This window comes from Chryseobacterium nepalense (assembly GCF_023195755.1).
Classification (GTDB): domain Bacteria; phylum Bacteroidota; class Bacteroidia; order Flavobacteriales; family Weeksellaceae; genus Chryseobacterium; species Chryseobacterium nepalense.
This window is the reverse complement of record NZ_CP096203.1, coordinates 107,592-129,021: the sequence shown is the minus strand read 5'-3', so window position 1 is coordinate 129,021 and position 21,430 is coordinate 107,592. Positions and strand designations below refer to the sequence as shown.

Annotated in this window: 14 protein-coding genes and 1 tRNA gene; 2 read left to right on the top strand and 13 right to left on the bottom strand. The window is 37.7% G+C overall.

Features of this window, described 5'->3' with window-relative positions; all coding sequences use genetic code 11:
• Position 1 precedes the first annotated feature (1 nt).
• The 8 genes from M0D58_RS00535 to holA form a co-directional block, all read right to left on the bottom strand.
• Positions 2-1,642 (bottom strand): T9SS type A sorting domain-containing protein, encoded by a 1,641-nt coding sequence (locus tag M0D58_RS00535; RefSeq protein ID WP_248392642.1) that lies wholly within the window; start codon positions 1,640-1,642, stop codon positions 2-4.
• A gap of 481 nt (positions 1,643-2,123) precedes the next feature.
• On the bottom strand, positions 2,124-2,477 hold the full coding sequence (locus M0D58_RS00530; protein WP_248392640.1) for a hypothetical protein: 354 nt from the start codon (positions 2,475-2,477) through the stop codon (positions 2,124-2,126).
• A 16-nt stretch (positions 2,478-2,493) separates the two neighbouring features.
• Entirely contained in the window at positions 2,494-6,114 is a 3,621-nt protein-coding gene (locus tag M0D58_RS00525) for a DUF6443 domain-containing protein (protein WP_248392637.1), read from the bottom strand.
• A gap of 5 nt (positions 6,115-6,119) precedes the next feature.
• Complete coding sequence (locus tag M0D58_RS00520; RefSeq protein WP_248392635.1) at positions 6,120-9,647, bottom strand: hypothetical protein; 3,528 nt, start codon at positions 9,645-9,647, stop codon at positions 6,120-6,122.
• Between the two features lie 102 nt (positions 9,648-9,749).
• Positions 9,750-11,195, bottom strand: a complete 1,446-nt coding sequence (locus tag M0D58_RS00515) for a T9SS type A sorting domain-containing protein (RefSeq protein WP_248392633.1) — start codon at positions 11,193-11,195, stop codon at positions 9,750-9,752.
• 551 nt (positions 11,196-11,746) lie between these two features.
• A tRNA-Ser gene (locus M0D58_RS00510) sits at positions 11,747-11,834 on the bottom strand.
• Between the two features lie 223 nt (positions 11,835-12,057).
• Positions 12,058-12,999, bottom strand: a complete 942-nt coding sequence (trxB, locus tag M0D58_RS00505) for a thioredoxin-disulfide reductase (protein ID WP_248392631.1) — start codon at positions 12,997-12,999, stop codon at positions 12,058-12,060.
• Positions 13,000-13,188: 189 nt separating this feature from the next.
• Positions 13,189-14,226 carry a DNA polymerase III subunit delta gene (gene holA, locus M0D58_RS00500; RefSeq protein ID WP_248392622.1) on the bottom strand — a complete coding sequence of 346 codons (1,038 nt, stop codon included), beginning with the start codon at positions 14,224-14,226 and terminating at the stop codon, positions 13,189-13,191.
• 7 nt (positions 14,227-14,233) lie between these two features.
• Between holA and M0D58_RS00495 the strand changes: the two genes are divergently transcribed.
• Both M0D58_RS00495 and M0D58_RS00490 read left to right on the top strand, forming a co-directional pair.
• Positions 14,234-14,665, top strand: coding sequence for a type I restriction enzyme HsdR N-terminal domain-containing protein (locus tag M0D58_RS00495; RefSeq protein WP_248392620.1), 432 nt, complete (start codon positions 14,234-14,236; stop codon positions 14,663-14,665).
• 286 nt (positions 14,666-14,951) lie between these two features.
• The gene (locus tag M0D58_RS00490; RefSeq protein ID WP_248392619.1) at positions 14,952-15,695 is read left to right on the top strand and encodes a dienelactone hydrolase family protein; all 744 of its coding nucleotides are present in this window, start codon (positions 14,952-14,954) and stop codon (positions 15,693-15,695) included.
• Between the two features lie 46 nt (positions 15,696-15,741).
• Here the strand turns inward: M0D58_RS00490 and M0D58_RS00485 are convergent, their stop codons facing one another.
• The 5 genes from M0D58_RS00485 to carB form a co-directional block, all read right to left on the bottom strand.
• The gene (locus tag M0D58_RS00485; protein WP_248392618.1) at positions 15,742-16,122 is read right to left on the bottom strand and encodes a PEGA domain-containing protein; all 381 of its coding nucleotides are present in this window, start codon (positions 16,120-16,122) and stop codon (positions 15,742-15,744) included.
• A gap of 155 nt (positions 16,123-16,277) precedes the next feature.
• Entirely contained in the window at positions 16,278-16,649 is a 372-nt protein-coding gene (locus tag M0D58_RS00480) for a cupin domain-containing protein (protein ID WP_248392617.1), read from the bottom strand.
• Positions 16,636-17,169 (bottom strand): GNAT family N-acetyltransferase, encoded by a 534-nt coding sequence (locus M0D58_RS00475; RefSeq protein WP_248392616.1) that lies wholly within the window; start codon positions 17,167-17,169, stop codon positions 16,636-16,638. Before M0D58_RS00475 ends, M0D58_RS00480 begins: the two co-directional genes overlap by 14 nt.
• A gap of 30 nt (positions 17,170-17,199) precedes the next feature.
• Positions 17,200-17,805, bottom strand: a complete 606-nt coding sequence (locus tag M0D58_RS00470; protein ID WP_248392615.1) for a DUF2911 domain-containing protein — start codon at positions 17,803-17,805, stop codon at positions 17,200-17,202.
• 154 nt (positions 17,806-17,959) lie between these two features.
• Positions 17,960-21,139, bottom strand: coding sequence for a carbamoyl-phosphate synthase large subunit (gene carB / locus M0D58_RS00465; protein WP_248392613.1), 3,180 nt, complete (start codon positions 21,137-21,139; stop codon positions 17,960-17,962).
• Between the last annotated feature and the right edge of the window lie 291 nt (positions 21,140-21,430).

The window sequence follows — 21,430 nt, the reverse complement described above, 5'->3', positions numbered from 1 at the left end:
TTTACTTCTTAATTAATTTAGCACTTGCTGTTTTGTTATCATTTGTTTTCACCGTTATCAGATACGCTCCCTGAACCAGATTCTGTGTATTAATCTTCGTGACTTTATTTTTTGTTTTCAGGCTCTGCAATTGTCTTCCGCCCATATCATACACAACAATTTCTGCCTCGGACTTTCCATCACCCAGCTTCCAGCTTCCATCTTCCATTCCAATCTCCACATACGCGTAATCTGATACTGGATTTGGGTAGATCTTAATATCCTGCTTTTCGATGAGCTGGTCAATCTGCTTGTCACCCAGCTTTACGATCTTCCAGTTTTCTTTGCCAAGCTCTTCGGCGCTCGTCCCGGCCAGTATAATCGAACCGTCTCTGTTCAGCTTAATATCAGAAAGTCTTTCCTCTCTTTTTCTGGATTCTCCCTTCACATGCTTTCGCCACTGTTCATTACCATTTTGATCCAGATACAGCATCCAGAACGTTTCATCATCACTTTCTATTCTTCCTTCAGCCTGGGTATAACCTCCCAATAAAACGCCTTTAGACTTCCCGCTTCCATCTTCCTGCTTCCCGGCTATTACACTCATTCCCATCAGCACATCCCGGTTTTTAAAATTGTAGGACTTCTGCCAGATCTCTTCTCCTCTTTCGTTTAAAGAAATCAGCCACAAATCCGTTCCTTCTTCGATGCCTACCGTTTTATTTCCCGATCTTTCCGATCTTGATTCGCCTCCGATTAAATAACCTGTAGAGGTTAAAGCTAATGTTCTCAAATGGTCATCTCCTTTTCCTCCGAAATTCTTTTCCCATTCTACTTTGCCGTCTTTATTGAGCTTGATAATCCAGTAATCACCCTCCCCGAAGTTTTCTGTCTTTTTAGATCCTCCGGCATTACTTCTGGAATACACTCCGAGTAAAGCCCCGCCGTCTTTTGTAGGAATCATTTTCTCTACTTCATCCAATCCTTTTCCGCCTAAAATAAGCTGCGATAATTCTTTTCCGTTTTTATCTAATTTAACAACCAAAACATCTTTGGATCCGTAACCCAAAGTTCTCGTTCCCTGAGGCTCTCGAAGGGAACCTGTCATTATATTTCCCGCCACAAAGAATCCCAAATCGGTTGTCTGGATTACCGCTCTGGCTTCTTCATCCGAAGCGCTGCCAATCGTTTTCTGCCACAATTCATCCCCGAATTCATTGATCCGGATTAACCAGATATCAGATCCGCCTTTGGAATCTTCTTTTTTGTCTAAACCTTTCCCGCTGAATGAAGTTCCTGCTAAAACGAATCCACCGTCCTGAGTGTTCACGGTAGCCGAAAGGAAATCATGGTTTTGTCCCGAGAAATATTTTTCCCAGACTTCTTTGCCCTGCTGGTTGAGTTTAACCAAATGAAAATCGTAACCGTTGTTTTGCTGATGGGTGTTGGCTGATGGCAAATGGCTTTTGCCTCCAGCTTTGGACATGTTATTTCCTGTCTGGATCGAGCTTCCTGTTATTAAATACTGCTGGTCGATAGTGGTGGTAACCTGGGAAAGAAAATCCTGGGTGGAGGATTTAATGTCTTTCTGCCAGATCACTTCCTGGGCAGAAACGCCCAGAACGGAGCACAAGAACAGTGCTCCTGAGTAGATTTTATTCATTCTCAAAGTTTATTTCGAATTTTTGATTATTAATTTTTGAATCCTTGCAAAAATATTCTTTTTATTTTTCTTTTAAAAGGTATAATTTTTCAATTTTATGTGAATAATATCATATTTGTTTCTTTATTTTATACCAATTTCATTGATAATACAAAGATGTAGAGGAATCGCGACAAAACTTGTCGTATTATATTCTATATAAGAAAATAACTATTGATTGTCAACACGCTCTTAAGTATAATTGTTACTATTTTTTGAAAACCTCTAATCTTTACTACAAAACGTAATAATTTCATTTATCGATTTATGTACTTTCCTTCTTCGGATTGCCTTATTTCTCTGTATTGTGATAGACTAATAAAAATGTTGAATTTTGATGGTGGAATTATAGTAAATACACTATAATCAATAAGATTAAAATTACGATATTATAACTTAATAAGCCATAGTAAAAATAGCTACTCTTTCGAGTAGCTATTTACTATGGCTTATTTTTTAATATTTTAAAGAAATTATAATTTCCTGAACTATTTTGTCGATAAATGTGATAATCTTCAGAGTTTTTCGCCTTGTGAATGGAGTCGCCTATTTTAAGATCATCTTTATTTTCGCTGCCTACATATATTATACACAAAGAATTAAACTCTTTTTCTCCTGCAAACTTAACTTGCAAATAACCTTCGCCTCGTCCTATAAACCGCAAAGATTCAACTTTCCCATTTAACTCACTAGAATATGCTTTTTTTGCCTGATTGTGTTTAGCAATAAAAAAAGCTATAATTATAACGAATAATAGGATAAAAAAAAGTAAGATATTACGCTTAGATAATTCCATAAATATTATAGTTTATTTATTTTACTTTCATGGCTCCCGAATAATCTGCAATACGTACTTTGCCATCGAAACCAACTCCAATTCTTGTATTTGAAACGTTTACACCAGCACCACCTGAAACTACTGTAGGGCTTCCCCCTACAGAAACTCCTCCAAATGTAGTAAACCATCTATCCCCATTAAATGGAGCTTTAGGATCGAAACTGACAGCTACACCTCCGTTAATACCTACACCTTCTAAAACAGAAGCTTTCACATATGCTTCAGTACCAACTACAGAAGCCAAATTCATATCGGAAACTTTTCCAGTAAATCGACTAGTAAAAAAATTGTAATCTACCTCTCCGCTAGCTCCAAGCAAAATTCCTGTACTAAAAGTGCCTGGATCGAAGTAAATCCCTGCATCTTTACCTCTTGTAATTACTTCAAATCCCATACTAGCTCCAACTTCAAGACCTCCTCCTGCAGATGTACTCGTTGTAACCCCAAATCTGTCAGGAACTAAAAATCTTGCTAGAGGACTATTCCACCAATTTCTTTTAGTAATAGTAACACCGTCAATATTATTTAATCTTCCATTTTCAACAGGTTTTCCCCCTCCAGCTTCTGAGTCATCATATATATATCCGTCTGCTGCATAGTTCATTGTACCCATTGTATTGCTCGCAAAAGCATATGTAGCACCTTCTATATTATTATCTTTAAAAAATTGATCTGCATTATCCTTATTTAAGTCTTTATTGTAAAGATATTGTCCATTACCAGTATAATACCAATCTTTTCCATTAGGATCCATTCTTATAATAGGGTTGTTTCCTACATAATTATATGATGAGTGATTGGTATAAGATTCTTGATTTGGATCTTGAACTCCCCATCTTCCAATATCCGGCATATAAAATCTTGCACCATAATCATACATTCCGGTTTCCTGTATTTCTTTACTATTATACTTATAGTTCTGATATCCTCCCAATGAGCTTTTCAGCCCTCCAATGTGATTTGACCCGAAAGCATAATAATTATTTGTATCGGTTATTTTCAACTCACCACTGCCATCTTTCTCATAACTAATCCTTACATTCCCCAAATGATCTCTGTACTGGTAAATATAACGGTTTTCTGTAAAGCTGTAAAAACCTTCGGCGGTCGGTACAAAACTTAAGATCCAAGTAGAAGAAGGTAGTGGCGGCTTTGTACCACCGCCTGGTAGTATTATATCTCTCTGCTGATAAGCCTGCTCTTCATAAGCTACGCTGGTACGGCACCAGGTACATTGTGTAGTTTCTGAAGAGCTATAGTGAAAGCCATCCAGATACTCTGTTTTATTTGTCGTTGTCAAATATCCCCTAGGTCCAACATTGATATAAGTTTTGCGCAATTTAGTTCCATCAGCACGATACAAGTAATTTAAACTGATATTAGATATAGCTCCTAAGTTATTTTCACTGATCTCGTAAGTAGAAGGTAAATTCAAATAGTTATATGATATCGTCTGAATACCCTTGTCCTTCATATTAATCATATTACCATTAACATCATGATTAATCATGTTATTTCCTCCTTCATATCCTGTATCATTCATTGAATTTTCTATAATCTTGTCTAGCCGGTTTCCTGTGTATTGATAATCAAGATTATCTACCAATGTACCGGTAAGTCCCGAGACCGGAATTGCAGTACGTTTAAGATTTGAAATATTTCCGTTCAGGTCATACGTTAAATACTCATCAAAGTTACCGCTGACTCCCGTGCTGGGCTCCTTATAAAATGCGTTTGTAAGCCTGTTGAGCTTATCGTAGGTATAATCATATCTTTTTAAAAGATTTTCAGATCCATTATTCCAGTCAATCTCTGCAATATTCCCATTAAACCTGCCTGGAGCAATATTCGCGTTTTCCGGATTGTTGTATTTTATTTCATATCCAAATAATTTTCCGTTAAGGTTTGCAGGATCGTTGATCTTCGTCATCCAACCCCTGATATTATAGCTATAGCTGATATTCTGAAGCGGCACGGAAGGCGATATTCCCCCTACTTTCTTCCCGGAAAGCTGTGAAAGTTCATTATAGCTGTTCTGCGCTAAGTATTCTACAGGATTGCTATCCACCTGATGCGTGTGGGTCATCAATCTGTTTTGGTGATCGTAAGTAAAATTTTCGGTGATTACCCTGTCGGTATCCGTATCCAGTCTTTTATGAGTGGTTATGGTCTGTTGGATAACTCCTGCAAAATCCAGTTTAGATTCCACTTTTGTTCGCCCACCTAAATGATTGATGGAGTAACTTCCTATAGCTCTTCCTTTTTTATCGTAGTAAGTGTAGTTCTTTGTCCAGTTGTTATCCTCAATATTTTTTACCAGACTCATCACCGGAAGACTTTTAGTACTTAATCCCTCTGCTGTGGGAGTATCAGTCAATGCTGTTTCTCCTAAAATCGTCGTTGGAAAAGTAGGATTGAAACTGTAACTTGGATAAGAGTCATAGTAATTGACTGATAACAAAACATAATTATATTGGGGATACGCTGAATTGGTTGTGTAAAACACATCCATCCCTGTATTATTGAAGCTTGATGTTGTTCTTACCTCATTATTTGAGCCCAACCCTTCCACGGCAACTACCTGCTGTGCTCTCCCGGGAGGGCTGTCTAAAATACCCGTATAGATAGCCCTTGAAAACTGATCGTATTTCGTGAAGAGCCATTTGCCCTGAGCTTCCAGTATAGCATCACGGGTAAGAACTAACCGGTCCTGTTTATCATACACCATATACTCCCAGCCTTTACCAGGAAGCTTCTTTTCTACCAAACGGTTTCTGCCGTCATATTTGTACTGATAGCAAAGATCCGAAAGAATCGTATTGGGATCACTCGCCAACGATGCATTTGGAGGAATGACAAAAGCCAGCTGATTATATTCATTGTACACATAATAGGTGTCTGCCTTTTCTGTATCACTAAGCATCTTTCTTACTAAAAGCACCTGCCCCTGAGCATTTTTAAACTCAATGGTCTGGTTGCTGTCTTCATCTGACACTGTGTTTTTGTACAGCTGGCTATCACCATAAACAGTACTTTGACTTATAGTGCTTTTTGTGGCACCGTTTTCCCAAGTAGTTACCGTGACATATTTTTTTACAGCATCCGCTGTAGTGTTGGCATCATATCCAAATTGTACTGGCTTAATATCCCACGCATTTCCCACTTGTTTTTGCTGTATGATCCTGTCCAGCGGAGAGTTTTCTAATGTTTTCTCTGAAAAAGCCTTCTCATTCGGGTACACTCCTGTAGGATCTCCTATCGGAAAGTTACCTGAAGTTTGTGTATATATTCCACCATTATTGGTAGATTGTTGAGGAACAGGAAGATAATCTTTTACCTGCCTCCCAAAACCGTCATATAAAACAGGTGTTACCACATCCTTACCCTGTGGAGAAGCTTTTACATTTACAATCTGTTTGGGTCTGCCTAAGCCATCAAAATACTGGACGCTTTGAATTTGTTTGGCAGTACTACTGGATGTTGTGACTGGTTCCAAATATATTCTGCTCTGAATATAGTTTTCTGTAGAACTTACCTGTCCATGGGACAAACCTGACAACAATAAAGCACTTATTAGAATCAATATTTTTTTCATCGGTATTAGTTTTTGTAATTGTAGTTGAATTCTTTTAACAGTTTACCACTCTGGTTACCTTCTCTGATCTCCTTTAGCCTGTTGGCAGAATCATAAAGATAGATTTCTCTTACTCCTGATGGAGGAGTAATACTTCTGACACCAATTAAAGGATCATAAGTATATGTCGTAATCTGATAGCCTGCCATATTGATGTCTTTTCTAAAGGTATCTAACACGGTCAGAAAAGCTGACTCATCATTATTCGGAGCTGCAGAAGCATCAGTATCAGATGCAGAGACGATTGCTGCTATAAAACTACTTACCTGAGCGTAGGTAGCACCAACAATTTTAGCAATGGGTTGTGTATTATTGTATCCCCAGATAATAGCGGTCGGAACTCCATCCTTAGAACTGTACTGTTGTAAGTTTCCCTTTATATCGTACTGATCATAACTAAAGTTGACCATATATGAGGGTGGGTAAATATTATTATTGATATCATTAACATTATAGTCTAACAATGAGTAAGGAAGAGGAAGCCCTGAAGTTTTTTGAGCAGCTTCAGCATTTGACTCAGGATATTTAACCTCACTAAGGGAAAGCGTTTTTGTTATATTATCAGCTGTTCTTTCTACTCTTGTCACCAATGGAATTCCGAACATTTTCTTAGATTCCAGATAAGCGTTCCCCACAACATCTGCATATTCATATTCCGTTTTTATTTTTTCATTAGGAGCTTGATTAGTGTGCAGCCATATTGAGCCTTTTGAATTATAAGTAAATGTCTCTACACTTTCCAATACTTTGTTATTAAAATATTGTTTGTGAATGATTGTATCTATCTTATGAGATTCAGACATCATAGGCGTAATATAATAATGATACTTAGAAATTCCATCATACTCTCCTGATGAAGCCAGTACCGGATCTCTTCCTGTACCTCCCAGAAGAAATTTCTTTTCCGGTCTTACACTGTAAAACTGATTAAATGGAATTAAATTTCTATAGATATAGGTATCTGCCTGAAGAAGATTATTATTGGAATCTTTAGTTAATTTTTCTCTGATGAGACCATTCGTTTGATTTTTAATAACGGGAAAGAAATTAGCAGTTGCATTTTCATGATTGTTATAGTAGTATTCCGTGCTTCCTTGCGACTGAAGAGGATTATCAACACTAAATTTCTTCTCAGTTACTTTTCCATACCCCACAGCATCAAATTCATTTGAAGTGACTTGGTCACTTATATACCAGAAATTATTATAACTCGCATTACCTGAACAATAAGTTGATGAAGTACAGTCAAAACAATAATAATCTTTCTCCATTAAAGGGCTTATTTTGTTATGCAATATTCCTTCATCATATTCATAATTTTTCCACTCCGCAAGAGTGCCTTGCAATGAATAATTTTTAATTGATTTTATACGGGGACCGTGGCCAAAACATGTAAAACCACTTCCGACAGCAGGAGAATCAATATAAGTCACAGTCGAAAATACACCTGCGGAATGATACATATCTGCCGGGACGTACATATTGGGATTAAGATTAAGTTTTACCATATACCTGGTAGTTGGATCAGGATCAACAGAATCAATTGTATAAATCTCTTCCCATTCGTATGAATATGTCTGATTGAATGTAGACGCGTTGGTAAGACTGGCAAGATCCCACTGTTTTAGAACCTGTGTATTCGTTGTTCCGTTAGCATTTGTTTTTAGTTTCATGAATTGAATAGAGGCTCCTGCATTAACTAACTGGTAAAAATCATATCGTTTTGATTGCGGACCATACGGACCTCCGTCAAAGCCACCTGAAAACCTATTTAAAAAACGTATTGTCTTTGGTCCTGCGGTTACTTTAATTGTTAAAGTATCTTTGTGTGGTGAGCTATATCCTCCTATTCCCGTATTGTTCAGAAGATTTGTTCTTGTAAGATCTATCACCTGATCATGACTTGGAATAAACTGATTTTTAAAAGAATTAATTTCGTAATCAAATTCAGTATACCCTTTTGTCGGATACTTTATTTTTTTCAGCATATAGGCGTCGACAAAAGTTTTATTAGAATACCTATTATTAAATTCATAATCAATAGGTAATCCGGTACTTGATTGGATAAAAAATCTTAAATCCGGCAATAATACATTACTACTATGACCATTATAGAACCCCCAGAAATCCTTTGCAAAAGACACTTTGGGAGGAAGAGTATTCGTAAGATTATATTCAAAATCATAATTCTCACCAATATTTATTTTATTTTCTGAACTATCGTAAGTTGATATTGACACTTTGTCAAGTTTTAATCTTTTTCCCAAAGCGTCCTTTAAAGTTGGATTCAAAAGGTTATATGGAAAAACAACACTTGGAAAATCGTCAATGTATGGAAAATAGGAATAATTAAAATCAACTGTTTTTAACTTTTTATTCGTTCTTGCATTCGTTATATCAATTGACTGCAATCTTTTTACATTATTACTAGATAAAATATTGATATCATCTCTTCCTTCAAGGTTGAACTGAGCTATTACATCATCTGTCCTGATCTTCTTCAACATTTTCACATCGCTGGCATTCATTATGGCAAAAGGATTTTGATATAGTTTATTAATCTTTCCGTCGCAGAATGTATAGCCTAAATTGTATCCGTACTTATCAACATTTTTACTTTGACTAAATGTATAAAATGAATAATTAGCGTCCTCGTAATCAAAAAATATCTTTTGTTTAGTTGGCAGTTCTATCTGTGTAATTTTATAGCTTCGGCTGGAAAAATCTGAAGTCAGAGGATTGCCATAATAACTTGTAAATATTTCACGCTCTCCAAAGGTATATTTAATTCCTTTATCATCCGTTGCTACAATACTTCCCTCAGCAACATCAAACTGAATATCTTCGCTTTTGTCGATAAGAACAACTTGGCGGGTCTGAAGGTTTATAAAAAAACTGCCGGTATGTCCGAAAAAATTAAATCTAAAAGTATCTACCTCACCATACTTTCTATAAACAAGATCATTTACAACCACATCAGCATCCGAATTAATGGGTGGAGATGGTGGAAAGCATAGTGGTATCCCAGAAGTAGGCATACACCAGTCGTAATCTGCATATCCTCTCTGTTTAACTACTTTAAAACGACCTGTACCTCCGGGATAAGTGGCCAATCTGTTATAAAAAGCGGCATACTCATTCGGGCTTACATAACTTACATCCAATTGGTCTGCTTTACCTCTGACATTTTGATAAATCACGCCTTCAGGCATTAAATTCCAGCCCAAGCCTACCCAAGTCGCCTGATCATCAAGCTTGATTCCAGATGCCTGATAGTCTAAAGAGATAGGTATAGAAAAACCATTTACATTTAATGAATATAATGGCACTGTCGTACCTGCTACACCTGTATAAAGACTTACAGGTATATCCCCAAATCGCTTAAACATAGCAACTTCAGGTGACGTAGGAGTATTAATTTTATTCTCCGCAAGCGTTTGTGCAAAATAAAAATTCGAAAATAATACAATAAGTATCAAATAGGTTGTTCTCATTATTTCTTTATAATTTTCGCGTTTGCTGTTTTATTATCATTAGTTTTTATTGTTATCAGATATGCTCCTTGCACTAAAGCCTGGGTATTGATCTTCGTCACTTTATTCTTGGTTTTTAAGCTGTCTTCCTCCCATATCATACATCACAATATCAGCTTCTTTAAAGTCAAATCCAATTTCCACATATGCATAGTCTGATACAGGATTCGGATAAATCTTAATATCCTGCTTTTCAATCAGCTGATCAATCTGTTTGTCTCCCAGCTTCACAATCTTCCAGTTTTCTTTTCCCAGTTCTTCAGCACTCGTTCCGGCCAGTACAATCGAACCGTCCCTGTTCAGCTTTATATCCGAAAGTCTTTCTTCTTTTTTCTTTGATTCTCCCTTCACATGTTTTCTCCACTGCTCATTTCCGTTTTGGTCCAGGTACAGCATCCAGAACGTCTCGTCATCATTCTCTATTCTTCCCTCTGCCTGAGTATAACCTCCTAATAAAATTCCTTTTGAAGATTTTTCATCCGAGGAATGTAAAACACTCATTCCCATCAACACATCCCGGTTATTGAAATTGTAGGACTTCTGCCAGATCTCTTCCCCTCTTTCGTTTAAAGAGATCAGCCATAAGTCGGTTCCTTCTTCAATGTCTACGGTTTTATTCCCTGACCGTTCCGATCTTGATTCTCCTCCGATTAAATAACCTGTAGAGGTTAAAGCTAATGTTCTCAAATGGTCATCTCCCTTTCCTCCGAAATTCTTTTCCCATTCTACTTTGCCGTCTTTATTGAGCTTGATAATCCAGTAATCACCCTCCCCGAAGTTTTCTGTCTTTTTAGATCCTCCGGCATTACTTCTGGAATACACTCCGAGTAAAGCACCTCCGTCTTTCGTAGGAATCATTTTCTCTACTTCATCCAATCCTTTTCCGCCTAAAATAAGCTGTGATAATTCTTTTCCGTTTTTATCTAATTTAACGACCAAAACATCTTTGGACCCGTAACCTTTTGCTGAGTTCTGGATATTTCCCGCCACAAAGAATCCCATATCCGTGGTCTGGATTACCGCTCTGGCTTCCTCATCCGAATTACTTCCAATCGTTTTCTGCCACAATTCATCCCCGAATTCGTTGATTCTGATCAGCCAAAAATCAGATCCGCCTTTGGAATCTTCCTTCTTGTCTAAGCCTTTCCCGCTGAATGAAGTTCCTGCTAAAACGAATCCACCGTCCTGAGTGTTCACGGTAGCCGAAAGGAAATCATGATTCTGTCCCGAGAAATACTTTTCCCAGACTTCTTCGCCCTGCTGGTTGAGTTTAACCAAATGAAAATCGTAGCCGCTGTTGGGCTGATGGCTGTTGTCTCCGGTTCCTGACATGTTATTTCCTGTCTGGATAGAACTGCCGGTTATCAAATATTGTTGGTCGATGGTGGTGGTAACCTGGGAAAGAAAATCCTGGGTGGAGGATTTGATGTCTTTCTGCCAGATCACTTCCTGGGCAGAAACGCCCAGAACGGAGCACAAGAACAGTGCTCCTGAGTAGATTTTATTCATGTGTTGTATATTTTGAGTTATTGATTATTAATTTAAATCGCTGCAAAAATATTATTTTTATTTCTCCTTTAAAAGAATTATACTGTCAATTTTATGTGAATTATATTATATTGTATCATTACGAGACAAAGCTAAAATAAAAACACGTCAAAAGTTGACGTATTTATTTTTGTTTCAGAAATTTTTATACTTATTCCATATTTATTATATACGTAACTATACCTTTTGGCAGCAATGCCTGCCGTTTGTTCTGATTTTATTCTTTTTGATGTAGAATAACAGGTTGAATGTTTTGTTCATTGTGTGATAACTTTAATGGTTTAATAATTTACTTTTTGTTACCACTTTTTGCAAGATGTTCAATCGTTAGACTGCCTATTGATCGGGCTTTCCAAAGATTACAGTGACCTACTTTGATATTTTTACGATAGGTCACTGAATAGGTCACTTTAAATATGGCCTTTTTTGGTTTTTTTTAATACCAGCGCTAAAGCAAAAAACGCTGTAAACATTGATGTTTACAGCGTTTTAGCTTATTTTGGTTTCTAACCTGGCGGAGAGTGAGGGATTCGAACCCCCGGACCTGTTACAGTCAACAGTTTTCAAGACTGCCGCAATCGACCACTCTGCCAACTCTCCAGAAACTCCGATTATATCGTCGTTTTCAGTGGTGCAAATATAGAATGTTTTTGTATACTGCCAAAATATTTCAGAAAGAAATTTTAACAAAACTTAATAATCTTCTATAAATCAGATAAATTATTTTTCTAATTTAAATAGTTGGCATTAAACAATAGGCTTTAGGCCACAAATAAAAAACGCATTCAAAAAATGCGTTTAAATGTATTAAAAAATTGAATAATTAATGTAATTCCGCAAGGTATTTTTCTGCATCCATAGCCGCCATACATCCACTTCCTGCTGCTGTAATCGCCTGCCTGTAAATATGATCCTGAACATCACCTGCTGCAAAAACTCCCGGAAGATTGGTTCTTGCCGATCCTTTTTCGGTTAGAATATATCCGTTTTCATCCAGATCAACCTGCCCTACAAAAATATCTGTATTAGGTTTATGACCAATTGCGATAAAAATTCCATCAACGTCAATGGTAGAAGTTTCCTGAGTCTGGTTATTGATAACTACTGCCCTTTCCACCAGGTTATTTTCACCTTCAATGGCAATCAGTTCATGATGAAATTTCACTTCAATATTAGGTGTGTTGTGTACTCTGTGAATCATGGCTTTGGATGCTCTGAAAACATCTTTTCTCACAAGCATGGTTACTTTTTTACAAAGTTTGGCAAGATAGGTAGCTTCTTCAGCAGCCGTATCTCCTGCTCCCACCACCACTACATCTTTTCCTTTATAGAAAAAACCATCGCAGGTTGCACATGCGGAAACACCTCCTCCTGCATATTTTTTCTCATCTTCCAGCCCAAGATATTTTGCTGTTGCCCCGGTTGAAATAATTACTGTTCTGGCAAAAATTTCTTTATTGCCTGCATATAATTTATGAACTCCGCCAACTTCTTTGGAAAATTCAACCTTTGTGATCATTTCATAATGCACTTTTGTGTCGAATCTTTCTGCCTGCTTTTGCAAATCCATCATCATTTCAGGACCTGTAATTCCCGCCGGATACCCCGGAAAGTTATCAACCTCCGTAGTTGTGGTTAATTGTCCGCCCGGCTCCAAACCTGTGTACAATTCAGGTTTCAAATCTGCTCTTGCGGCATAAATTGCCGCGGTAAAGCCTGAAGGTCCGGATCCAACGATCACACAATCTAAAATGTTTTGCTCCATAATTTGCTTTTCAAAAGATTTTAAAATTTACGTCCGCTAAGTTCGTAATTTTTAATATTTATTTAAAGTTATTTTAATGATACTTGTCAATATCTAATATGTTGAATTTCGATATTAATTATTCGATATTGGTTGTCAGTTGATGGTAAAATCAGGTCAATCAACCAACAACAACTAACAATCGACCAATCACAATTTCATCTTAATTTTATCTACGTTAATGATTTTGTAAACCAACTCTTTAATGAGTTCTGCCTCACTCATATTGACGGCTCCCAAACCTTTTCCTTTCATATCGAATTCCCTTAAAATAGAGATGACCCGCGTCGCATGTTTTAAAGGATATAATCTTGCAGATTCTGCATAATCTTTAATAAAATAAGGATTCACGCCCATCTGTGAGGCAATCGCCTGTGGGGATTGACCTGCCATGGTATTGTAAATAATGACATTTGAAAAGTAATTGTACAAGCTTGCCAACATCATTACAAAAGGATTGTTTTTAGGATTTTTTCCCATAAAATGGACAATTTTAAAAGCTGCATTGGCATTTTTAGATCCTAAAGCCTTCTGCAGTTCAAAAACGTTGTATTCCTTACTGATCCCGATATGATCTTCCACTATTTTTCCGTCAAGCGCTTCACCAGGCTTAAGGATAATTTTTAATTTGTTCAGCTCATTGGCGATTCTGGAGAGGTCATTGCCCAAATATTCTGCAAGAAGATGAGAAATATTCGGGGCAGTTTTGATGTTCAGCCTGATACACTCATCGGAGATCCATTTCGGAAGATTGTTTTCCTTTACCGATTCGCTAAGGATTAAAGCATTGGCTTTGTCGAGAGCTTTGGTAGCTTTTTTACGGCTGTCCAGTTTTTTATGTTTATGCGCAAAAACCAGCACTGTGGAAGGAACTGGATTGGCAACATAAGCTTCCAGAATTCTGTTTTCTTCTTCATTGAATTTTAAGTCCTGTGCTTCTTTTACAATGATTACCTGCTTATCGCCCATCATCGGAAATTGTCTTGCCAGGGAAAGAATTTCCTGGTAAGAAGTATCTTTTCCGTACACAACGGTTTGGTTGAATGCTTTTTCATCTTCCTCCAGAAAGTCGTGCTCAAGTGCTTTTACTGCAAGATCTATAAAGTAAGGCTCTTCTCCATGGAAAAAATAAATCGGTAAAACTTCTTTATTTTTAATATTTTTGAGGATTAAATCTAATTCTTTCATCTTATAAATGGAACTTCCAAAACTGAATTTTCAGGAAACTTTTGATTTTAAATTCAAGAAAGACAAAGATAAGTTTTTTATTTATGATCTGGTTCGTAAAACTTACCTTTTGCTCACTCCTGAAGAATGGGTACGGCAACACTGGATTCATCATTATCTTACGGTAAAGTCCTACTCTGTTTCTGCTTTAATTACAGAAAAAAAAATTGTTTTAAATGGTTTAACAAAAAGAATTGATCTTTTAATCACTGAAAAGACAGAGCCGAAAATTTTAATTGAATGCAAAGCGCCGCAAATTAAATTAACCGAAAAAACATTTGAACAAACGGCAAGATACAATTCTATAATCGGAGCGAAAGAGATTGTTTTAACGAACGGACTGCAGCATATTCATGCGTTTTACGAGAATGGCGAGTATCATTTTTATAAGCCGGATTGAAGAGTTATAGGTTCAGGTTGAGGCTAAAATTGAGTTTAAGTCTGTTTTTTGAGTTATTTTTAGTAATTTAGATAGGATATCTTTGATGGTATTGGAATGGAAACAGAAGTATGATGCAGGGTTTGCTAGCCCGGATTGAGCGGCATGTCTGAGCTCTTTTTATTTTCGGCGGCGCGCGCCGCCGAAAATAAAAAAGCGAGTAGCGAAAGCCGGAAAAGCTTCAAATAAAAATAAACACTGATTTTCGAGGTAATCCAATAACTCTAACAAAATTAAATTACAAAATATGATACGCACACTTTTATTATCGGCATTCCTGATGGGTTCGGGAACTTTTTTCAGTCAGAATTTAAAGCCTGTGGCTTATAAGGACGGCTCGCAAAAACTAAACGGTTTAGTCACCTCAAATTCCGGAAAAAAACTTCCCGGAGTTTTAATCTTACCGGCATGGAAAGGTATTGACGATGAAGCAAAAAATGCCGCTGCAGATCTGGAAAAACAAGGGTATATTGCTTTTGTTGCAGATATTTACGGTGAAGGAAATATTCCGGCAGATAATGAGTCGGCAGCAAAAACATCGGGATATTATAAGAAAAATTATGAGGCTTACCAGAAAAGGATTTTACTGGCACTGGAAGAACTAAAGAAAAACGGAGCTGTTCCTGAAAAAATTGCTGTAATAGGCTATTGTTTTGGGGGTACAGGTGCTCTGGAGTCTGCGAGAGGAAGTTTTCCTGTGGCGGGTGTAGTTTCGATCCATGGAAGTATCGGGAAAGACCAGACAAGAAAAAACGGACCGATTTCTACAAAAATACTGGTTGAAAATCCTGCAGATGACAAAAGTGTAACGCCGGAAGATTATAACAATCTTATCAAGGAAATGAATGAAGGAAATGCCGACTGGCAGATCATCACCTATGCGCATTCTAAACACACATTTACCGATCCGAAATCTCCGGATTACAATCCTGTTATGGCAAAAAGAGCATGGAATCATACTCTGATGTTTTTGAAAGAAATCCTGAAATAATATAACAGTGTAACAATTACTTATTGTTACACTGCTAAATTTTAAATTAATTTTTCTGCTCGAGCTCTATTTGATATGCTTTTGGAGAATATTTGGTAAGAGAACCTGTAGCCGCATCAATTCCGACACCGATAGCGCCACCTAAAAGAATATTGACCAATGTCACCGGATTAAAGGTTTTGGTAAGCTTAACCTCCTTAGTATTAAATCCTTCTTTTTCAAAAGTTACCATTTGTTTGCTTAAGGATCTCGGAATCTCAGCGGTACATGGAGTTGTACACTTTTCAATTCCTTTATGAAATACTTTGGCACCTTCCGGAGTCGAATTAAAAGTGATCTTATCTTTTGTTCCTGTAAGAATACTTGCGCATGAAGTTACAGAAAGGGCGATTCCCGCTAAAAGGGCTATTGACAGTTTGTTTTTCATAGTTAGTTTTATCTTTCGTAAAAATTTGCGCGAACTTACGAATAATCTGTCACCGGTCAAAAAAAACAACTATATATCGAGTCAGTTTAATATCATTATAAATTATATTTTGACTGTTACACTGTTACATTATTAAATTGGTGCATTATGCAATTTTAATCTACTCCTTCCTCTTCCCGATGTACCGATTCTATAGAAAATGCAGGGAGACAAATTGAAATATATTCACACTCCTGTTCAAAAGGATTGCTGTAGCGGATTCTGGCGCCTTTTTCGATCATGATGCTTTGCCCTTTCTCCAGGATGACTGTTTCACCGTCAATTTCAAACTGTTTTTTCCCCGAAATAATAAGGGTAAATTCATCAAATTCCGGTGTCTGATGCGGCTCGCTCCATCCCGGCGGAGCTATCATGTGGGCAATTGAAAGGTCTGAGTTTCCGGTGGAATTTCCCCAGTGTTCTTCAATTAGTTTTCCATCGGTCGTCGGAACCACGAATGGTGTCTGTTGGATCTTAAATTTTTTCATATTTTTCTTTTTTGATTTGGTATAAAATGTTGATTCTCGAAGGTTCTCCGAAATAAGCAATTTCTTCTTCACCTCTCTCTTCCGCCCCCAGCTTTTCCATAGCTTTCCTGGAACGAATATTATTTTTTCCGACATGGAAATACACCGTATCAACAAACTGAAAGATATAATGAAGCATTAATTTTTTGATTTGAGAATTAATCCCTTTCCCCCAGAATTTTGTTCCATAAAAAGTGTAACCTATGAAAATGCTGTTATCATGTTGGTTATAATCATAAAAACGGGTGCTTCCCAGTATTTCGTCAGAAGATTTTCCGGTGATTTTAAAGGCTCCGCCACTTTTCATAGCTCCTTCAAAGAAAGTACTGAAAACGTCTTTACGATACCGGTCTTTGTTCGGATGCTGGCTCCAGACCTCCGGATCGGAAGCGACGTGATATAAAGACTCAAAATCCCCTTGCTGCAAGGGGATTAACTGATATTTTTCATTTTCTAAAACCGGTTGAATAGAAAATTTCATTGCTTATTTTTTATTGATGCTAAACTGCAATTAACTCTTTGTTTTAGCAGCATCCGCTTCGATTTTTTTAATTTCTCTAAGTTTATCGGCAATTTTATTTACAGCATCCGGCTTGGAAGGTTTTACCGGAACTTCAGCCTGCAGATCATCCCATTTTAGCACAAGATTAGCAGCATTTTCGTCGGTAGGATTCAGGGTAATTTCAAACCACTCCTGTTTATCAGCCAGCTTGTTCACCGGAACGGTAACATCTACTACATCCTGTTTCGGATCATAGGTATAAGCACCCCACTGCTGGAAGTCTTTATTGAGTATTACTTTCCATTCTTTTTCTGTAGGAACGATGAATAAGCCATACGTTCCTGCCTGAACAATCTTACCTCCGAAATTCACCGACTGTCCGAAAGTAATTTTCGTAGAAGAGTTGGCTCCCGCTCTCCAAACCTGTCCGTAAGGCACTAATTCTCCGAAGATCTTACGTCCTTTCACGCCCGGTCTTCCATAGTCAACCGTTATTTTAGACATTGAGAACTGCTGCTCTACTTTCTGACGCGGGCTTGCCGCCGGTACCGAATAATCCTGTGCAAAACTGAAAGCCGAAACTGATATACAAATGGCAAATAGTATTTTTTTCACTTTTAAAATTTTGTTTAAAAATACAAAATCGGGATCAGAAAAGTATTTGTTCGGGATGCTAAAATTTTGTTAAAGATTGCATTATATCCATAAAAAAACCTCACAGGTTTTTAAAACCCGTGAGGTTGATTATATAATCATTAATAATTTTACATTACATCGTTTCCATTTTGAAGCTCATGCTTTCGATTACTTTTAAGATGGCTTCTACCGTATCCATGGATGTTAAACAAGGTACCCCGTTTTCCACGCTCATTCTTCTGATCTGGAAACCGTCTCTTTCGGATTGTTTTCCTTTCGTCATGGTATTGACCACATACTGAACTTTTCCTTTCTGGATAAGATCAATCAGGTTAACACTTTCCTCTCCTATTTTATATCCTATTTTGCAAGGAATTCCTTTTTCTTCGAAAAATTTTGCCGTTCCTTCCGTTGCCCAGATTCTGAAACCAACTTCATGGAATCTCGACGCCAGATCAGCCGCTTCCTGCTTGTGCTTATCCGCTACCGTGAACAGGATGGAACCGTGCATCGGAACTTTTCTTCCGGCAGCAACCAATCCTTTATAAAGCGCCTTTTCAAGGGTGGTATCTTTACCCATAACCTCTCCTGTAGACTTCATTTCAGGGCCTAAAGAGATATCAACTTTCGTTAATTTTGAGAAAGAGAACACCGGAACTTTTACGAAAACACCTTCTTTGTTCGGAACCAGTCCGCTTTCGTAGCCCAGGTCTTTCAGTTTCTGACCTAAAATTGCTTTCGTAGCCAAGTTTGCCATCGGAACTTCTGTAATTTTAGATAAGAAAGGAACTGTTCTTGATGATCTTGGATTCACCTCAATCACATAAACGTTTCCTTCGAAAAGAACGTACTGGATGTTCATTAATCCGATGACGTTGAGTCCTTTTGCTAATCTTTTGGTATAATCAACCAAAGTATCGATTTCGCTTTGTGAAATATTCTGTGGAGGATACACTGCAATTGAGTCTCCGGAGTGAACTCCTGCTCTTTCGATGTGTTCCATAATTCCAGGAATGATCACTGTTTCACCATCGCAGATCGCATCGATTTCCACTTCTTTTCCAACCATGTATTTGTCGACCAAAACAGGATGCTCAGGGCTTGCTTCTACCGCGTTTTCCATGTAATGCGCCAGTTCGGTTTCTGTGTAAACAATTTCCATGGCTCTACCTCCCAACACGTAGCTCGGGCGAACCAATACCGGATAACCGATCTCGTTGGCAATTTTTATCGCTTCTTCTTTTGAAACAGATGTTTTTCCTAAAGGCTGCGGAATCTGCATTTCCTGAAGCGCTTTTTCAAACTTATCTCTGTTTTCCGCTCTATCAAGATCTTCCAGAGAAGTTCCTAAAATCTGAACACCGTGAGAAGCCAATTTATCCGCTAAATTGATGGCCGTCTGACCGCCAAACTGTACCACAACACCTTTTGGTTTTTCCAGTTCGATGATATTCATCACATCTTCTTCCGTCAAAGGTTCAAAATATAATTTATCTGAAATGGAGAAGTCTGTAGAAACTGTCTCAGGATTATTGTTGATGATAATCGCTTCGTAACCCATTTCTTTGATCGCCCAAACCGAGTGAACTGTCGCGTAATCAAACTCAACACCCTGCCCGATTCTGATCGGTCCTGAACCCAGAACGATGATCTTTTCTTTATCTGAAACAACACTTTCATTTTCCTCTTCATAAGTTCCGTAGAAATATGGGGTTTCAGATTCGAATTCTGCGGCGCAGGTGTCTACCATTTTGTAAACCGGCATTACCCCGTTTTCTTTTCTGAAATTGAACACTTCCCTTTGTGTAACATCCCAAAGGTGAGCGATATTTAAATCTGCAAAACCTAATTTTTTAGCTTCAATCAGAATTTCTTTGTTGAATTTATTTTCTGCAATCGTTTTTTCGAAATCAATTAATTTTTTGATTTTCCAGATGAAGAATTTATCGATTTTGCTCCATTCTACAATTTGTTCCCAGTCGTACCCTCTTCTTAAAGCATCCCCGATGATGAACAATCTTTCGTCGTCACAAACCCTGATTCTTCTTTCGATTTCTTCCGCTGTTAAAGCTTCGGTCTGCTTGGTTTTTAAACCGATATGTCTGATTCCTGTTTCAAGGGAACGGATGGCTTTTTGTAAAGATTCTTCGAAATTTCTTCCGATTGCCATTACTTCACCCGTTGCTTTCATCTGAGTTGATAATCTTCTGTCCGCTGTTTCGAATTTATCGAACGGGAATCTTGGGAATTTCGTCACTACATAATCCAATGCCGGCTCAAAACAAGCATACGTTTTTCCTGTAACCGGATTCATGATTTCATCAAGTGTTAAACCTACCGCGATTTTCGCAGCGATTTTCGCAATCGGATAACCTGTTGCTTTTGATGCTAAAGCTGAAGAACGGGAAACTCTAGGGTTTACTTCGATAATATAATAATTGAATGAATGTGGGTCTAATGCTAACTGTACATTACATCCACCTTCAATTCCTAATGCTCTGATGATTTTTAATGAAGCATTTCTCAGCATCTGATATTCTCTGTCCGAAAGCGTCTGAGAAGGCGCCACAACGATGGAGTCTCCTGTGTGAACTCCCACCGGATCGATATTTTCCATGTTACAAACCACAATTGCGTTGTCGTTTGCATCACGCATTACTTCATATTCAATTTCTTTGAAACCTGCGATTGATCTTTCAATCAGACATTGCGTAACCGGACTGTGTTTTAACCCTAATTCTGCAATTTCCTTCAATTCAGTTTCGTTGGAAGCGATACCACCTCCTGTTCCACCCATGGTAAAGGCCGGACGAACAATTACAGGATACCCGATTTCATCAGCAAATTTTAAAGCTCCTTCTACTGTGTTCACGATGTCAGATTCCGGAACAGGCTCGTTCAGTTCTCTCATCAACTCACGGAACAAATCTCTGTCTTCTGCTCTGTTGATGGCTGAAAGCTTTGTTCCCAACACTTCCACTTTACATTCTTCAAGAATTCCTGATTTTTCCAATTCTACCGCCATATTCAGTCCGGTTTGCCCACCAAGCGTTGGTAAAAGCGCATCGGGACGTTCTTTTCTGATGATATGACTTACAAACTGAAGTGAAATCGGCTCGATATATACTTTATCTGCGATTTCAACATCCGTCATAATGGTTGCAGGGTTTGAATTGATCAAAATTACCTTGTAGCCTTCTTCTTTTAAAGATAAGCAAGCCTGCGTTCCTGCGTAATCAAATTCCGCCGCCTGACCGATAATGATTGGACCTGAACCGATTACTAAAATTGTTTTTATGTCGTTTCTTTTCATTTTTAAATTTATCCTTTTTGTTAATGTTGAACCCTTTCGGGTTCTGATGTTGGTTGTTTTACCATTTTCATGGTTTTCACCGTTTTCCATAGGTTGCACCTACGGCTATTCATAATTGAATCCTTCGGATTCTTTTAATTTAAGCAGCGAATTGCACGCAGCCCGACTTGAGCGGAAATCCTTTTTTGCCATCCTGTTTGTTCTATTTTCGCAGAAAAGTCCTGCAAAAAAGATTGGGAGCCCTTCGACTTCGCTCAGGATAAACTACAGGCGGATTAAGCTGCCCAAATT

Excerpts from the sequence above, each read along its gene's own strand:
- M0D58_RS00530 (WP_248392640.1), bottom strand. The coding sequence starts at position 2,477 with ATGGAATTATCTAAGCGTAATATCTTACTTTTTTTTATCCTATTATTC.
- M0D58_RS00515 (WP_248392633.1), bottom strand. The coding sequence starts at position 11,195 with ATGAATAAAATCTACTCAGGAGCACTGTTCTTGTGCTCCGTTCTGGGC.
- M0D58_RS00495 (WP_248392620.1), top strand. The coding sequence starts at position 14,234 with ATGGAACTTCCAAAACTGAATTTTCAGGAAACTTTTGATTTTAAATTC.
- M0D58_RS00490 (WP_248392619.1), top strand. The coding sequence starts at position 14,952 with ATGATACGCACACTTTTATTATCGGCATTCCTGATGGGTTCGGGAACT.
- M0D58_RS00485 (WP_248392618.1), bottom strand. The coding sequence starts at position 16,122 with ATGAAAAACAAACTGTCAATAGCCCTTTTAGCGGGAATCGCCCTTTCT.
- trxB (WP_248392631.1), bottom strand. The coding sequence starts at position 12,999 with ATGGAGCAAAACATTTTAGATTGTGTGATCGTTGGATCCGGACCTTCA.
- holA (WP_248392622.1), bottom strand. The coding sequence starts at position 14,226 with ATGAAAGAATTAGATTTAATCCTCAAAAATATTAAAAATAAAGAAGTT.
- M0D58_RS00480 (WP_248392617.1), bottom strand. The coding sequence starts at position 16,649 with ATGAAAAAATTTAAGATCCAACAGACACCATTCGTGGTTCCGACGACC.
- M0D58_RS00520 (WP_248392635.1), bottom strand. The coding sequence starts at position 9,647 with ATGAGAACAACCTATTTGATACTTATTGTATTATTTTCGAATTTTTAT.
- M0D58_RS00525 (WP_248392637.1), bottom strand. The coding sequence starts at position 6,114 with ATGAAAAAAATATTGATTCTAATAAGTGCTTTATTGTTGTCAGGTTTG.
- M0D58_RS00535 (WP_248392642.1), bottom strand. The coding sequence starts at position 1,642 with ATGAATAAAATCTACTCAGGAGCACTGTTCTTGTGCTCCGTTCTGGGC.
- carB (WP_248392613.1), bottom strand. The coding sequence starts at position 21,139 with ATGAAAAGAAACGACATAAAAACAATTTTAGTAATCGGTTCAGGTCCA.
- M0D58_RS00475 (WP_248392616.1), bottom strand. The coding sequence starts at position 17,169 with ATGAAATTTTCTATTCAACCGGTTTTAGAAAATGAAAAATATCAGTTA.